We start from the raw sequence: 15137 nt of genomic DNA, 5'->3' as shown, positions 1-15137 counted from the left end.
CACGACGTCGAGGTTGTGGAGGTCGGTAAAATCGAGGCCCTGCGGATCGCTGACGCGTCCGCCGAACACCAGGTGAAGCTTGCTCATCTTCGGATTCCTGCCGGTGAAAGTCTTGGGGAGGGGATGCGCAGCCCCCTATTCCGCAACGGGCGAATAAGCAAGCAAGCTGTCTTTCAGCCGTCGTCGTCCTTGCGGCCGCCTGAGCCGGACTTGGGCAGCAGCGACCCGAGCAGCGCCCCGATCGCGACCGCGCCGGCGACAAGCGCGAGCGGCTGCTTCTCGGCGACATCCTTCAGCTTGCTGTTCGCGCGTTTCGCCTGCGCCTTGCCCTTTTCATAGGCTTCGCCGGCGGCTTCGCGCGCGACGCCGGCCTGCTCGCTGGCCTTTGCCGCCAAATCTTCGGTGGCGGCGCGGGCGCGGCCATAGCCATCCTGGATGCGGGCCTTCGCCGCCTCGGCGGTCAGCCGGGCGTTTTCGGCGGTTTTCTCCGCAAGTTCACTCGCTTTCGCACGCGTTTCGCGGGCGGTTTCACCGAACGGCTTCATCGTCTTCCTCCAATTCTTCGATTTCGTCCTCGTCCGCCGGTTCGTCGGCAGAGCGGAAATGGCCGGCAACGTCCGCCGCCAGATCCTGAATCTTGCGCGTCAACTTGGGCGCATGTTCCTTGATCGGTTCGCGCAGCAGCCAGACGAGACCCGCCGTAGCGGCGAGCGCGATCGGAAGGCGGTTGTTACGGAACTGCTCCTGCACCGCGTGCGCGGCATCATCGGCCGCTTCGCCGATCCGGTACTTCCCGCGGTCGACAAGCGCCGAGGGCCGCAAGGCCGCACGCGCGACGTCGAGCCGCCGGTGCAATTCGGCGCGCTGGAGCATCGAGCGGCGCGCCGCGGCGATCAGGCGATTACGCGTCCGCGGCATCGTCGATCCCTTCATTCGTCAGATCGCGCCGGAGCGCAGTGCGGATGTCGCCATAACTCAGATGGGCGCGCCACGCGGCTCCGGCCGCAACAGCGAGGAGAAAGCCCACCACGATCAAGGTCGCGAGCAGCGGGCCGACGTGCGGCGACAGCGCCAATATCGCGCCGAACGCCAGTGCGAGCAATGCCACGCCGGCGGCGGTCGCGGCAACGCCGCCCCATATCGCGGCCCGGCTGGCACCGTGGAGCGCCAGTTCGCCGCGCGCCTCGATCAACGCGAATTCGGCTTTCGCCGTCGCCGAAAGATTGTCGACGACATCGCCGACAATCTTTTCGAGCGGAACGGGCGGTGGCGCGACCGGACGGCCGCCCGGCGCATAGCCGTGGCTTATGCCGTCAAAGCCGCGCGCGTCGGACGGCGGCGGGGTGTTCGTATCTGCAGATGCCAACGTCCGGTCAATCGTTCGAGCTGCCCTTGAGCATCCGGGCGAGCACGAAGCCGATCACCGTGGCGGCGCCGACGGCGATCGCCGGGTTCTTCTTGACCATGTCGCGGGTCGAGGCGGCGAGTTCGTCGAGATCCTTCTTGTCGAGCGTCGTGGCGAGGCCGGCGACGGTCGAAGCCGCCGAGCGGGCATAGTCGCCGTACTGCTTGCCGAACTTGCTGTCGACGGTGCCGGCGCTGTCCTCGAGCAGCTTGGCGAGGCTGCCGACGGCCTCGGCGGCCTTGTCCTTGCCCTTGGTCGCGGCATCGCGCGCCTTGGTCGACGCCTGCTTCTTCAGCGCCGTCGCTTCATCCTTCAGCGAGGCGGCCTTCTTCGAGGCTTCGGATTTGATGGTGTCGCGCGTCGCCGCGATCTGGTCGCGGATCGGATGTTCCTTGGCGGCCTTCACCGTTGCCGGCTTGCGGGCGGGCGCGGCCTTGACGGCGGCAGCCTTCGCAGGCGCCTTGGGACGGGGAGCAGCGGCTTTCTTCGTCGCGGGAGTAGCGGCTTTGGCCATCGTTTAATCCTCTTCTCTCGTGTCGGGTGCCGCGCATGCGGGCATCCTTTTTTGGTCCTGCCTCAATATATAGCAAGGCGCGCCGAATGGTTCCATCCCTGCGCAAAATTCCTGTCCCGCGCCCATGCAGCGGTTGCACTAACGTCACCCTCTCGATAACAGGCGGGCGCCTTTCTCCATCGGCCTTGTGCGGGCCGCCAGCAGGACAGTTTCCATGACCGCCATCATCGACATTCACGGCCGCGAAATCCTCGACAGCCGCGGCAATCCCACCGTCGAAGTCGATGTCCTGCTGGAAGACGGCAGCTTCGGCCGCGCCGCGGTGCCCTCGGGCGCTTCGACCGGCGCGCACGAAGCGGTCGAGCTGCGCGACGGCGACAAGTCGCGCTACCTCGGCAAGGGTGTGATCAAGGCGGTCGCCGCGGTGAACGGCGATATCGCCGAAGCGCTGATCGGCCTCGATGCCGAGGACCAGCGCGAACTCGACCAGGCGATGATCGACCTCGATGGCACGCCGAACAAGAGCCGCCTCGGCGCCAATGCAATCCTCGGCGTCAGCCTTGCCGCCGCCAAGGCTGCAGCCGACGCGCGCGGCCTGCCGCTCTACCGCTATGTCGGCGGCGTCTCGGCGCGCACGCTTCCCGTTCCGATGATGAACATCATCAACGGCGGCGAGCATGCCGACAATCCGATCGACGTGCAGGAATTCATGATCATGCCCGTCGGCGCCGGCAGCATCGCCGAAGCCGTGCGCTGGGGCAGCGAGATTTTCCACACGCTGAAGAAGGGGCTGTCGGCGAAGGGGCTTGCGACCGCGGTGGGCGACGAGGGCGGCTTCGCGCCGAACCTCGCCTCGACGCGCGCCGCCTTGGACTTCATCGCCGCCTCGGTCGATCAGGCGGGCTTCAAGCTCGGTAGCGATGTCGTGCTCGCGCTCGACTGCGCCGCGACCGAATTCTTCAGGAACGGCAAGTACGAGATCAGCGGCGAAGGCCTGTCGCTAAGCCCCGAGCAGATGGCCGAATATCTCACCGCGCTCGTGAACGACTATCCGATCAAGTCGATCGAGGACGGGATGAGCGAGGATGATTTCACCGGCTGGAAGGCGCTCACCGACCTTGTCGGCGACAAGTGCCAGCTCGTCGGCGATGACCTGTTCGTGACCAATCCCGCGCGGCTGGAGCAGGGGATCAAGGACGGCCTCGCCAACTCGCTCCTCGTCAAGGTCAACCAGATCGGCACGCTGTCGGAGACGCTCGACGCGGTCGATATGGCGCACCGCGCGCGCTACACCGCCGTCATGTCGCACCGTTCGGGCGAGACCGAGGATTCGACGATCGCCGACCTCGCGGTTGCGACCAACTGCGGCCAGATCAAGACCGGCAGTCTCGCGCGTTCCGACCGGCTCGCCAAGTATAACCAGTTGATTCGTATCGAGGAAGAGCTGGGCGACATGGCGCGCTATCCGGGTATTTCGATCTTCTCTTAACATGGATCATAGCCGGGCCCGAATTGCCTAGGTCAACGGGTGGGAGCCTGCTACACTGTCGCTCGACGGTTGCGGTTTCCCACCAGATCGGCTTTTCGTGGTCCCGGCTCAATGCCCGCAGTCCCTCCGTTTCATCCGGTCAGCCGATCGAAACATGCCGAGAGTTTGTTCGCACGACTCCCGCATCCAAGGTATTCGACATGCGGTCCTTTCATATTCTGTTGGAAGATGAGGCGTCGGACGAACCCAGGCGCATTGATTTCCAGGCGGAAAGTCCCGATTTTGCGCTGCAGATCGCGCAGGGGCAGGCCGAGGGGCGCAGCATCGAATTGTGGGAAGGGGCGATGCGGCTCGGCACCTTCTGCAAATCGGCACCGCACCTCTGGCGGCTGTCCTGATGCGATGAGCTGTTGAAATCCCGCATCGGACGCCTTGACGCCACGAATCAACTCTGATTCAAGGGCCGGAATGACGCAGCGCCACAAATTCCGCAAATCGATGAACCGGGCCGCCGGTCCCGCGATCGCGGTGATCGTGGTGCTGGCGATGATCGGCTATATCATCTTCGGCCCGACCGGGCTGTATGCGTGGGGTGACTATGGCCAGTCGGTCGAGAAGCAGCGCGTCGTCCTCAGCGAGCTGACCAAGAAGCAGAACGAACTGCAGAACCGCGTCAACCTGCTCGACCGGCGCCGTGTCGATCCCGATCTTGCCGAGGAATATGTCCGCGAAAAGCTCGGCGCCTATCACCCCGACGAGGTGATCATCCCGATGGAACCGAACGCGAAGCCCTGAACGGATCGGGTTTCGCCGGAGCGTCATTCCAGCTCGCAACGACGGCTTTTGTTGCGCTCTTGCTGCATACGTAAGGCAAGCGAAGCACCGCCCATGGCGGGCGTTGCCAACCCTGCCTCGCCTCTCCTATAGGGGGCCATGCCGTAACGGCGATATGCAAAGGAACCCGTCTTGGCCAAAGCACCTGCGCGCACCTCCCCCGCGCCAAAAAAGACTGCATCCACCCCGGCCCCCGCGACCAATCGCGAGCATCCCCGCGACCCCGCACCCTATGATGCGTCGCCCGAGGAACTCGAGAAATTCTACCGCGAAATGCTGCTGATCCGCCGCTTCGAGGAGAAGGCGGGGCAGCTCTACGGCCTCGGCCTGATCGGCGGTTTCTGCCATCTCTATATCGGTCAGGAAGCCGTCGCGGTCGGCCTGCAGTCGGCGCTCGACGGCGACAAGGACAGCGTCATCACCGGCTACCGCGACCACGGCCACATGCTCGCCTACGGCATCGATCCCAAGGTCATCATGGCCGAACTGACGGGGCGCCAGGCCGGCATCTCGAAGGGCAAGGGCGGCTCGATGCACATGTTCAGCGTCGAGCATAAATTCTATGGCGGCCACGGCATCGTCGGGGCGCAGGTGTCGCTCGGCACGGGCCTTGCCTTCGCGCACAAATATCGCGGCGACGGCGGCGTAGCGATGGCCTATTTCGGCGACGGCGCCGCGAACCAGGGCCAGGTGTACGAGAGCTTCAACATGGCCGAGCTGTGGAAGCTGCCGATCATCTTCGTGATCGAGAACAATCAATATGCGATGGGCACGTCGGTCAACCGCGCGTCGGCCGAGGACCAGCTCTACCGCCGCGGCGAGAGCTTCCGCATCCCCGGCATGCAGGTCGACGGCATGGACGTGCTCGCGGTGCGCGGCGCGGCCGAAGCCGCGCTCGAATGGGTGCGCGCGGGCAAGGGCCCGGTGCTGATGGAGCTCAAGACCTATCGCTATCGCGGCCACTCGATGTCCGACCCCGCCAAATATCGGAGCCGCGAGGAAGTGCAGGCGGTGCGCGACAAGAGCGATGCGATCGAACACCTCAAAAAGCTGATGACCGACGCCGGCATCGGCGAGGACAAGTTCAAGGATATCGACAAGGAAATCCGCCAGATCGTGGCCGAGTCCGCCGACTTTGCGGAAAGCGCCCCCGAACCCGAACTTCATGAACTTTATACCGACGTGCTGGTGGAGCAATATTGAGATGGCCATCGAATTGAAAATGCCGGCACTGTCGCCGACGATGGAAGAGGGCACGCTCGCCAAGTGGCTCGTCAAGAAAGGCGACACGGTAAAGTCGGGCGATATCCTCGCCGAGATCGAAACCGACAAGGCGACGATGGAATTCGAAGCGATCGACGAAGGCACGATCGGCCAGATCCTCGTCGCCGAAGGCACCGACAATGTGAAGGTCGGCACCGTCATCGCGACGATCACGGCCGAAGGTGAGGAAGCGGCCGCTCCGGCGCCTGCACCCGCGCCGGCCGCTGTGCCTGAACCGAAGGCCGAAGCTCCTGCTCCGGCTCCCGCACCTGCCGCCACTCCGGCTGCGGCGCCCGCTGCCGCCGAACGCGCATCGGATCCTGCAATTCCCGAAGGCACCGCGATGGTCCGCTTGACCGTCCGCGAAGCGCTCCGCGATGCGATGGCCGAGGAAATGCGCAAGGATGACCGCGTCTTTGTGATGGGCGAGGAAGTCGCCGAATATCAGGGTGCCTACAAGGTCACGCAGGGCCTGCTGCAGGAGTTCGGACCCCAGCGTGTCGTCGACACGCCGATCACCGAATATGGCTTTGCCGGTCTCGGCGCGGGCGCGGCGATGGGCGGCCTCAAGCCGGTCATCGAGTTCATGACCTTCAACTTCGCGATGCAGGCGATCGACCACATCATCAACTCGGCAGCGAAAACCAACTATATGTCGGGCGGCCAGATGCGCTGCCCGATCGTGTTCCGCGGCCCGAACGGCGCCGCAGCACGCGTCGGCGCGCAGCACAGCCAGAATTATGCGCCCTGGTACGCCAGCGTCCCCGGCCTGATCGTGATCGCGCCCTATGACGCCGCCGACGCCAAGGGGCTGCTCAAGGCCGCGATCCGCACCGAAGACCCCGTCGTCTTCCTCGAGAACGAGCTGCTCTACGGCCGCAGCTTCGATGTGCCCGAAGTCGACGATTTCGTCCTGCCGATCGGCAAGGCGCGGATCATGCGGCAGGGCAGCGACGTCACGATCGTCAGCTATTCGATCGGCGTCGGGCTCGCGCTCGAAGCCGCCGACCAGCTGGCGGGTGAGGGCATCGACGCAGAGGTCATCGATTTGCGCACGATCCGCCCGCTCGATACCGCGACGGTGCTCGCCAGCCTCAAAAAGACGAACCATCTGGTCATCGTCGAAGAAGGCTGGCCGACCTGCTCGATCGCCAGCGAGCTCGCGATGGTCGCGATGGAGCATGGCTTCGACGATCTCGATGCGCCCGTGATGCGCGTGTGCAACGAGGATGTGCCGCTGCCCTATGCACATAATCTGGAAAGGGCGGCGCTGATCGATACGCCGCGCGTCGTGGCAGCCGTGAAGGCGGTTCGCAATCGCGCCTAAACTCCTCGTCATTGCGAGGAGCGAAGCGACGAAGCAATCCAGAGCAGTGTAAGCCGCTCTGGATTGCTTCGCTTTGCTCGCAATGACGGTGATGTAGTGATACCGCGCCACACATGAACGGCGACCCTGAAACCAGCTTCTATCCCGACATGCGCGATCCGCGCGTCATGGTCGCCGTGCCGCAGCCGCGGCGCACGGCCATGGCGGCACTCTGGGGTCTCGCGGCGCGGTTGACCAAGCTGCTTATCGACGCGCGCGAGCCGCTGATCGGCCAGATCAAGCTTGCCTGGTGGCGCGACATGGCGGCGATGATCGCGAGCGATCCCGATGCCTTGCCCAAGGGCGAACCGCTGCTCGCCGAACTTCAGGCGAGCTGGGCGGGGCAGGGCGGTCTCGACGCCCTCGTCGATGCAGCGGAAGCGATGCTGCTTGCCGAGAGCGACGACGACCGTCGCGCGGCATCCGAAAGCTTTGGCGCGCACCTTTTTGCGCTGTCCGGCGGTGAAGAAATCGGCGGAAAGCGCTGGGGTTTGATCTGGGGCGCGGGTGTCGAGGAAGGCGAGGCCGAAGCCCGCGATCTGCTCGCGCGGGCCAAGGCGCTCGCAGCGCCGTCAAGCCGCGTTTTCGCCGGAAGCCGGCCACTCCTGATGCTCGATCGCTGGGCCGGTGCGATCGCCGGCCACGACGGCGAGCGGCATTTGCGCGGCGAGGGAATGCTGCTGCTGCGCATCGGGCTGTTCGGCCGTTGACGATTAAAACGCACAAGGGGTGGAAATGGCGTGAGCTAACATCTATCTTGGCCGGTACAAAATAGGGTCGCAGGGGACATTTGAATGTTCAACGGGCTGATCGCCTATCTCGATTCGATCAAGGCGCGCGATCCGGCGCCGCGGTCGCGCTGGGAAATCCTTCTCTATCCGGGTCTTGTCGCGGTCGGCATGCACCGCATCGCGCACTGGCTGTTCGAGGCACGGCTGTTCTTCCTCGCGCGCTTCGTCAATCACCTGTCGCGCTTCCTGACTGCGATCGACATCCATCCGGGCGCGAAGATCGGCCGGCACCTCTTCATCGACCATGGCTTTGGCGTTGTGATCGGCGAGACGGCCGAGATCGGCGACAATGTCTCGATCTATCAGGGGGTCACGCTTGGCGGCACCGATCCTGCGAACGGTATCGGCGGCAAGCGCCACCCGACGCTCGCAAACGACGTCATCGTCGGATCGGGTGCCCAGATCCTCGGTCCGGTCACCGTCAACCCGCGCGCGCGCGTCGGCGCCAATGCCGTCGTGACCAAGGACGTGCCCGAAGGTGCGGTGATGGTCGGTATCCCGGCGCGCTCGACGTTGCTCGACGCCAGCGAATATGCACGCGAATTTGTACCCTATGGCACGCCGTGCAGCGAGACTTTCGATCCGGCGACGCAAAAGGTCGAACTGCTGCAATGCCAGCTCGATCAGATGCAGAAGCAATTGAAGGCATTGCTCGACGAACGCGAGCTCGCCGCCGTCGAAGATGAAGCGCCGCGGCGCAAAGGGAGCCGGACCCGCGCCTGATGGGAACCGTAACGCCTTTGCCGTTCGGAAATAGTCGGGCGGTACCACTGCAGACTGGCTTCGAGCGCCCCGAATTGATGCGCATCCTCGATCTTTATGGCCGGATGGTCGCGGCGGGGCATTGGCGCGATTATGCGATGGATTTCCACCGCGACGCCGCGATCTTCTCGGCCTTCCGCCGCGCTGCCGAGCGCCCCGAATATCGCATCGAAAAACGCCCCGCCTTGCGGAGCCGGCAGGGCATGTGGGCCCTTGTCTCCGAAGCCGGGGCGATCCTGAAACGCGGGGACGAGCTGTCGAATGTGCTCGCCCCCGTCGAACGCAAGCTTATGAAGCTGGTTGGAGACTGACCGTCCGGCTGGTCGCCGGCAGCTGATCGGCGAGGTTTGCCGGCAGGAAGCCAACCACCGTAGCGCGCGCGTTCTGCCAGAAGGCTGAGAGCAACAGCAACGCCGATCCGATGACGAAGGCGGTCATCGCGACGTTGAGTTCGACCGCGCCGAATTCGCGGAACAGCTGGGTCAGCGCGAACAGCACATAGGCCAGCGCCGAGACGAGCAATGCGCGGCGATCGATCGCGAGCGCGATCAGCCCGAAGACGACATAGATGCCGACGACCAGTACCGCAGCGCCGCTGCCGATATCGCTGCCGTCGGTCACGCCGAGCAGGTGGAAGACCGGATGCGCGATCATCGGCGCGGCGAGCAGGTGGAGCCAGAAGGCGACGTCGCTGCGCCGTGTCTGGCGCACCCGGTCGCTGCGGTCCCACCACATCGCGAGGGTGAAGACGCCGAGTCCGGCGATCAGCACGAGGATCATGGGCAGCGTCCCGTCGGGGCTGGGCATTCCGGTGATCGCGAGGACGAGCGCGACCGCGGTGGCGGCGAGCGCGGCGGTTCCGGCGGCGACGGTGATCGGCACCATGAAACGCTTCCAGTGGAGCCAGGTAGCAGCGGCCGTGACCAGCGCCATCGCGCCGATCAGAACCGCGCCGGTGGTTTCGCCCAGGTCCTTGCCAAAAATATCCTCGCCATGCTTGACGAGAAAGCCGACCATCGTCGCGAAGACACCGCCCGAGAAGGCGAGGACGAGGACGATGCTGGGCAGGGCCATCCGCCGCTGGCGCGTGAAATATTCGGCGAGGAACCACGCCGAGGCGGCAACGAAAGCGCCGCCGAGCGCGGGATGGATCGAGGCGCCGATCCAGCCGACCGCGACGAGCAGGATCACTGCCGCGATGCTGACGAAAATATCGTTGAAGCCGGTGATGAGGCGGAATGATTCTTCATCCGCTCCGGGGGCGGCGCGCACCGATGCGATATGCGACCGGAAAGCCAATGCGGCCTCGGGCGTCAGTACCTTTGCATCGACCGCGGCTTGCAGGTCGCTTTCACTATACATCGGGGTCGTCCTTCTGTCCGATCCCCTTGCCCTGCGACGCATTTAGCATGGGTGTATTAGCGATGCAATACGATAAGTCAGGCGAAGATTTGCGCCGAGGTCAGGCGTTCCCTCTGCGCGCTTGTGATGCGATCGACGAGCCGCCATGCGAGCGGATAGAGCGCCAGGCAGAGCACCGAGGAAAAGGTTTCGGCCTCCAGCGCGCTACGCGCCTCGGCTGCATTTTCGGGATTGAGACCCGACCGGAAGGCGAAATAGGACGCGACACTGGTAAGGGTCCATATGCCCCACCAGTAGACGAGCAGAGGTTCGCCGTGATCGAGATCGGTCCGCCCGGTGCTCGCGTTCCAGATCTGGCGCATCGCGGCAAAGGGCTTGTAGAAATTGGCTATGGGTATGAAATACCAGCCGACCGCCCAGCTAGGCGTATAGCGAAACCCCGGCACCATCGCGGCGTCCACATTGGCCGCGGCGCGATAGATCCACATTCCGAAGACGACATAGGTGGCAACGAGCAATAGCCAGTTCGCGAGAAGAACGCCGGCATAAAGGCCGGCGGGACTGGCTATATCGTCGGCGTTGTCGAGATTGATCGCGCCTTGCAGTTCGGCAATCTCGCCGATCAGCATCGGGACCACCAGCGCCAAACCGCCGACGAGCATCGCTTTGACGATCTTCGCTCGCCGTTGCAACAGGTCGATTCCGTCGCCGAGAGTCATCGCCGCCATGCCATTCCCCCGGCGGGGCGGCCGTCCTGGCCGCCCCGCCGGGGGATCTGTACCAGCTTCAGCCCAGCGCCATCAACGCCTTCATGACGTTCATCGACTGCTCGCTGCCCGACTGCGGGACAGTTTCGCCGTTGCGGTCGATGATCTTTTCCCACGCCGCGGCGACGCCCTCGGGAGTGCGCTCGCCCTCGGGGAGCGCGACGCCGGGGGTCATGGTGACATAGGCGGCGTGGAACGCGCCGGCGCCCGCGCCGACGATCATGTTGGTCGGCGCATCTTCGCTGACCAGATAGAGCGCGGCCGGAACGACGTTTTCGGGGGTGAACTTCTCGAACAGTTCGGCGGGGAAAATATCCTCGGTCATGCGCGTTCCCGCGACCGGCGCGATCGTGTTGCAGCGGATGTTATATTTCGCGCCCTCGAGGTGCAGCGTCTTGGTCAGGCCGGCGAGGCCCAGCTTTGCCGCACCGTAATTGGCTTGTCCGAAATTGCCGTAGAGGCCGGTCGACGATGCGGTCATCAGGATGCGGCCATAGGCCTGTTCGCGCATCAGGTCCCAGCACGCCTTGGTAACATTGGCGCTGCCGCTGACATGGACCTTGAGCACCAGGTCGAAATCGGCGGGCTCCATCTTGGCGAAACTCTTGTCGCGCAGGATGCCGGCGTTGTTGATGAGGTCGTGGACACCGCCCCATTCTTCCTTCGCCTTGGCGACCATTTCGACCATCTGGTCATATTCGGTGACGCTGCCGCCGTTCGACATCGCGGTGCCGCCCGCCGCGCGGATTTCCTCGACGACCTGCAGCGCGGCATCCGAATGGCCCGTGCCGTCGCGCGATCCGCCGAGGTCGTTGACGACCACCTTCGCGCCGCGCCGCGCGAGCTCGAGCGCATAGGCACGGCCGAGGCCGCCGCCGGCGCCGGTAACGATGGCAACACGCCCGTCAAATTTGATTGTCATGATGGTCTCCCGGAAAGGGCCGCCCGGTAAAAGGTTGCCCGAAAAAACTGGAACGTCCTTAGCCGTTCGGCCCCCGCTGGCAAGAGGGAGAGAAAAACGGGCATTGAAACAAAAATGTCATCCAAATGACGTGCATCTGTCATGTAAGCGTCATAGCAGCGCCGTCAGATTGTCACCTTTCGCAACGGAGCAACCCTCATGCGCCACGCCTTCACCGCCGCCCTGCTGGCAACGTCGATGTTCAGCCTGCCGACCGCCGCCCACGCGCAGGCGATGACCGCCGAAGAGGCGGCCGCGCTGCGCGCCGAGATCGCTGCGCTGCGCGGGCAAGTCGAAACGCTCGAAGCGCGGCTCGACGCCGCGACGGCACAGCCGGCACCGGCCTCCGCCCCGGCACCAACGCCCGCGGCGCCGTCGGTCACGGCAAAGCCCGCGACCGAGATCAGCTGGAAGGGCGCGCCCGAGGTAAAGACCGCTGATGGCTGGAGCTTCAAGCCGCGGGGACGCATCCAGCTCGATCTCGCCGGCATCGATGCGCCCGCGGGCGTGACCGGTATCCGCGGCGGCACGGCCACCGAATTTCGCCGCGTCTACCTGGGGGTCGACGGCAAGATTCCGGGCGGCTTCTCCTACCGCATCGAGGCCGACATCGCGAACAACGGCGTCGAATTGACCGATGTGTACATGACCTACGGCACCGGCCCGCTCTCGGTGACAGCTGGCCAGATCAAGCCGTTCACCGGCCTCGACGATATGACGAGCGACCTCTTCACCAGCACGATGGAACGTGCGGCCTTCGTGTCGGCGTTCGGTTTCGAGCGCCGCGTCGGCCTTTCGGCGCAATATAAGGGCAAGGCGCTGCTGCTGCAGGGCGGGGTGTTCGGCGACAATGCCCTCGACCTCACCGACAGCAACCACAGCATGAGCGTCGATGGGCGTGTGGTGTTCATGCCGAAACTCGGCAACACGCAGCTTCATCTCGCCGCGTCGGGCCATTATCGCGATCCCAACGACCCCGCGGCGACGAATCGCTATCGCGCGCGCCCCTTCGTTCACACGACCGACGTCCGTCTGGTCGACACCGGGGCGATCGACATATCGAGCGAGCGCGGGCTGGGCCTCGAGGGAGCGGTTCTCGCCGGCCCGTTCCATGCGGCGGGCGAAGCCTATTGGCACACGGTGAAGCGCCTCGGCGCTGCCGATCCGACTTTCTTCGGCGGCTATGCCGAGGTGGGCATGGTGCTGACCCCCGGTGACGTGCGCGGGTACAAGGACGGCGCGTTCGACCGGCTGAAGCCATCGAAGCCGATCACAGCCGGCGGGATCGGCGCGATCGAAGTCAATGCGCGCTACGACCATCTCGACCTCAACGACGCGGGCATTGTCGGCGGGCAGCAAAAGACCGCGTTGATCGGGCTTGTCTGGGCGCCGATCGACTATGTCCGCATCACCGCCAACTATGGCAAGCTGTGGATCGACGACGCGCGCGTTGCGACCGCGACGGGGGATCGCAGCTACTCAGCCGATACCTTCGGACTGCGCACGCAGGTCGATTTCTGATCGGGCATCGGTTTCGGGGTGGGGAGCGGACATTGTCTCCTTCTCCTTCGTCATCCCGGACTTGATCCGGGATCCCGCTTTCTGACGCGTTGATTGCCCTCGATCTCAAGCGGGGCCCCGGATCAAGTCCGGGGTGACGATGAGAGAGTATCCTCCCTGTCGCGAAGCGATGGGGAGGGGGAGTGCTGGGTCGTCCGGTCCCCCGGACCGGACTTGGATTGCCTGGGGGCAATCCAACCCTGCGCTCCGCGAAGCGGTGGTGGAGGGGCCGCGACGTCGCGCCGAAAGCCCCTCCGTCAGCGCTTCGCGCTGCCACCTCCCCATGCCTGCGGCACAGGGAGGATCTTATGTCCGCAACCGGTCGAAACCCGCCTTACGGCGCGACGTAGGTCAGCGTCGTCACATGAAGCGCGCTGGCGACGGGTTTCCCCGAAAGGACGCGCTCGCCTTTGACCTCGTGCGTCGCCGAGAGGAGGTAGCGGCCCTTGCCGCGCGCGGGGACGACGACGACGCCCTTGTCGTCGGCGAGTGTGGCTTTCGCCCAGCGATCGGGATCGATGATCGTCAGCTTGGCGCCGGAAACCGGTTGGCCCTGCCAAAGCACCGCGAAGCTGTCGCCGCCCGCCGTCAGCGGAACGATTTCCAGATCGAGCGCATGGCGCGTCTCGGTGCGTCCTGCGCGCGCATGATAGACGACGCCTTGCAGCTTGCCGTCCTCGCCGGCCCAGGGCTCGAAAACATTGTCGTCGACCAGCCGGACGTCGCCCGTTCCCGAAACCGCCGCCTCGATATGGTTGGCGCGCCGCACGAGCGCGGCAGGGCGCTCGCGGCTCTCGGCAAACAGCACCGGGGCCTTCAGTTTCGGGAATTCGGGATCGCCGTTTTCGGGGACCGCCTCGGCCGGTTCGCCGAGATAGATTCGCGCCGGGGCGGTACCGTCACGTTCGATCCACACTTCGTGGGCCGCAGCGGGTGCGGCGACGGCGCCGAGGGCAAGAAGCGGAGCGAGCCATTTTTTCATACCATTTTCCTTTTGCCGTATCTGTGCGGACGCGCTTGGCGTTCGGACGGCATTATTGCAAACAATTATTACTCGCAAAAGAAATATCGCGGCTGCGATGGGGCAGCGCAGGAACTCAGCCGCAAGCGTTGGGAAACGGGCGCCAAATCATATAAGCTGGCTGAATGAGGCACGATCCCGTTACCCGAGTCCTCTTGACCTTGCTCTTGCTCGGCGGGCCCGTCGCGGCCGCCGCGCAATCCGCACAGCCCGATCCGACTTTACACGCGCTCCCGTTGAGGCTGGCGGCACCGCAGTGGTCGCCTCTGACCGCGCAGCAGATAAGGGGGCTCATCGCGGACCGGATGGTGATCGTCGAAGACGGATATGAACCCGTGCCCGGGATCAAGCTCCGGGCTTTGTTCGTCGGCGGCTGTCCTCCTGCCGAAACATTCTTTCCGGATGGCCGGTGGGAAATGGGCGTGTGCGAGCGAGCCTACCGCGTCTTCAAGGGATTCTGGAACACTGAGGCTTTTCGCGGCGGCGATCGCCTGTGTGTCGAGGCGAGCGACTATCCGAGAGCGTGCCGGTTCGTCTGGCATGGGGCGGCCGCCGACCAGATCGTCATGTCGCAACCGTCGCCTGATGACAGCGACAGGTCGAACGAAGACTACAACCCTTACCGGATCTCGCCGCGGAGGGAATGACGCTGCCCGCCAGAAGCGAATTCGGATTCCAGCGCCGGACGCCCCGGGCAAGGGTCTGAAAAATCAGACGCTCTTGCCCGAATCCAGCGCATAACCTGCCGACCGCACCGTGCGGATGATATCGCTCGTGCCGGGCAGGTTGATCGCTTTCCGCAAGCGGCGGATATGAACGTCGACGGTGCGCAGTTCGATATCGCTATCCTGGCCCCAGACGCTGTCGAGCAGCTGTCCGCGCGAAAAGACGCGGCCCGGATGCTCCATGAAATGGCGCAGCAGGCGGAATTCGGTCGGGCCCATCGCGACGATCTGGCTGTTGCGCACGACCTTGTGCGCGACCGAATCGAGCTCGATATCGGCATAGGTCAGCATCTCGCCGGCGAGCGCGGGACGCAGGC

The 15137-nt window shown here is 64.7% G+C and carries 19 protein-coding genes and 1 pseudogene; 10 read left to right on the top strand and 10 right to left on the bottom strand.

The window, feature by feature from the left end:
• From VGD20_RS17940 to VGD20_RS17920, 5 genes and pseudogenes are all read right to left on the bottom strand, one after another.
• Positions 1-87, bottom strand: a pseudogene (locus tag VGD20_RS17940) (DUF4170 domain-containing protein); the annotation flags it as partial.
• An 86-nt stretch (positions 88-173) separates the two neighbouring features.
• Positions 174-545, bottom strand: a complete 372-nt coding sequence (locus VGD20_RS17935; RefSeq protein WP_331135742.1) for a hypothetical protein — start codon at positions 543-545, stop codon at positions 174-176.
• The gene (locus VGD20_RS17930) at positions 529-918 is read right to left on the bottom strand and encodes a hypothetical protein (protein WP_331135741.1); all 390 of its coding nucleotides are present in this window, start codon (positions 916-918) and stop codon (positions 529-531) included. The genes VGD20_RS17935 and VGD20_RS17930 overlap by 17 nt, the downstream gene beginning before the upstream one ends.
• Complete coding sequence (locus VGD20_RS17925) at positions 902-1366, bottom strand: phage holin family protein (RefSeq protein WP_331135740.1); 465 nt, start codon at positions 1364-1366, stop codon at positions 902-904. The genes VGD20_RS17930 and VGD20_RS17925 overlap by 17 nt, the downstream gene beginning before the upstream one ends.
• A 7-nt stretch (positions 1367-1373) precedes the next feature.
• Positions 1374-1919, bottom strand: coding sequence for a hypothetical protein (locus VGD20_RS17920; protein ID WP_331135739.1), 546 nt, complete (start codon positions 1917-1919; stop codon positions 1374-1376).
• 214 nt (positions 1920-2133) lie between these two features.
• Here VGD20_RS17920 and eno point away from each other — a divergent pair, with 214 nt between their 5' ends.
• From eno to VGD20_RS17880, 8 genes are all read left to right on the top strand, one after another.
• On the top strand, positions 2134-3408 hold the full coding sequence (eno, locus tag VGD20_RS17915; RefSeq protein ID WP_331135738.1) for a phosphopyruvate hydratase: 1275 nt from the start codon (positions 2134-2136) through the stop codon (positions 3406-3408).
• Between the two features lie 200 nt (positions 3409-3608).
• Positions 3609-3806, top strand: coding sequence for a hypothetical protein (locus VGD20_RS17910; protein WP_331135737.1), 198 nt, complete (start codon positions 3609-3611; stop codon positions 3804-3806).
• A gap of 100 nt (positions 3807-3906) precedes the next feature.
• Positions 3907-4203 carry an FtsB family cell division protein gene (locus tag VGD20_RS17905; RefSeq protein WP_331135736.1) on the top strand — a complete coding sequence of 99 codons (297 nt, stop codon included), beginning with the start codon at positions 3907-3909 and terminating at the stop codon, positions 4201-4203.
• Positions 4204-4374: 171 nt separating this feature from the next.
• On the top strand, positions 4375-5445 hold the full coding sequence (gene pdhA, locus VGD20_RS17900; protein WP_331135735.1) for a pyruvate dehydrogenase (acetyl-transferring) E1 component subunit alpha: 1071 nt from the start codon (positions 4375-4377) through the stop codon (positions 5443-5445).
• A 1-nt stretch (position 5446) separates the two neighbouring features.
• A complete protein-coding gene (locus VGD20_RS17895; protein WP_331135734.1) occupies positions 5447-6832 on the top strand; it encodes a pyruvate dehydrogenase complex E1 component subunit beta in 1386 nt (461 codons plus the stop codon).
• Positions 6833-6945: 113 nt separating this feature from the next.
• Positions 6946-7581 (top strand): hypothetical protein, encoded by a 636-nt coding sequence (locus VGD20_RS17890; protein WP_331135733.1) that lies wholly within the window; start codon positions 6946-6948, stop codon positions 7579-7581.
• Between the two features lie 84 nt (positions 7582-7665).
• The gene (gene cysE / locus VGD20_RS17885) at positions 7666-8385 is read left to right on the top strand and encodes a serine O-acetyltransferase (protein WP_331135732.1); all 720 of its coding nucleotides are present in this window, start codon (positions 7666-7668) and stop codon (positions 8383-8385) included.
• Positions 8385-8735, top strand: a complete 351-nt coding sequence (locus tag VGD20_RS17880; RefSeq protein WP_331135731.1) for a DUF2794 domain-containing protein — start codon at positions 8385-8387, stop codon at positions 8733-8735. The genes cysE and VGD20_RS17880 overlap by 1 nt, the downstream gene beginning before the upstream one ends.
• Here the strand turns inward: VGD20_RS17880 and VGD20_RS17875 are convergent.
• The 3 genes from VGD20_RS17875 to VGD20_RS17865 all read right to left on the bottom strand — a co-directional run bounded on the left by VGD20_RS17875 (position 8713) and on the right by VGD20_RS17865 (position 11475).
• Positions 8713-9786, bottom strand: a complete 1074-nt coding sequence (locus tag VGD20_RS17875; RefSeq protein WP_331135730.1) for a hypothetical protein — start codon at positions 9784-9786, stop codon at positions 8713-8715. The two genes, VGD20_RS17880 and VGD20_RS17875, sit on opposite strands and share 23 nt — an antisense overlap.
• A 77-nt stretch (positions 9787-9863) precedes the next feature.
• Positions 9864-10514 (bottom strand): DUF4328 domain-containing protein, encoded by a 651-nt coding sequence (locus VGD20_RS17870; RefSeq protein WP_331135729.1) that lies wholly within the window; start codon positions 10512-10514, stop codon positions 9864-9866.
• A gap of 58 nt (positions 10515-10572) precedes the next feature.
• The gene (locus VGD20_RS17865; protein WP_331135728.1) at positions 10573-11475 is read right to left on the bottom strand and encodes an SDR family NAD(P)-dependent oxidoreductase; all 903 of its coding nucleotides are present in this window, start codon (positions 11473-11475) and stop codon (positions 10573-10575) included.
• 198 nt (positions 11476-11673) lie between these two features.
• Here VGD20_RS17865 and VGD20_RS17860 point away from each other — a divergent pair, with 198 nt between their 5' ends.
• Positions 11674-13035 (top strand): OprO/OprP family phosphate-selective porin, encoded by a 1362-nt coding sequence (locus tag VGD20_RS17860; protein WP_331135727.1) that lies wholly within the window; start codon positions 11674-11676, stop codon positions 13033-13035.
• A 373-nt stretch (positions 13036-13408) separates the two neighbouring features.
• On the opposite strand, the gene VGD20_RS17855 is transcribed toward VGD20_RS17860, so the two are convergent.
• Positions 13409-14056 (bottom strand): DUF4198 domain-containing protein, encoded by a 648-nt coding sequence (locus VGD20_RS17855; protein ID WP_331135726.1) that lies wholly within the window; start codon positions 14054-14056, stop codon positions 13409-13411.
• A 194-nt stretch (positions 14057-14250) separates the two neighbouring features.
• Between VGD20_RS17855 and VGD20_RS17850 the strand changes: the two genes are divergently transcribed.
• The gene (locus VGD20_RS17850; protein WP_331135725.1) at positions 14251-14742 is read left to right on the top strand and encodes a hypothetical protein; all 492 of its coding nucleotides are present in this window, start codon (positions 14251-14253) and stop codon (positions 14740-14742) included.
• A gap of 63 nt (positions 14743-14805) precedes the next feature.
• Here the strand turns inward: VGD20_RS17850 and VGD20_RS17845 are convergent.
• Positions 14806-15137, bottom strand: a 332-nt coding sequence (locus VGD20_RS17845) for a winged helix-turn-helix domain-containing protein (protein ID WP_331135724.1), incomplete at its 5' end; no start/stop codon positions are given.

Origin of the sequence: Sphingopyxis sp. (assembly GCF_036402335.1) — a bacterium.
In the GTDB taxonomy this organism is placed as follows: domain Bacteria; phylum Pseudomonadota; class Alphaproteobacteria; order Sphingomonadales; family Sphingomonadaceae; genus Sphingopyxis.
Note: the sequence above shows the minus strand (reverse complement) of the source record. Positions and strands in the feature narration are given on the sequence as shown.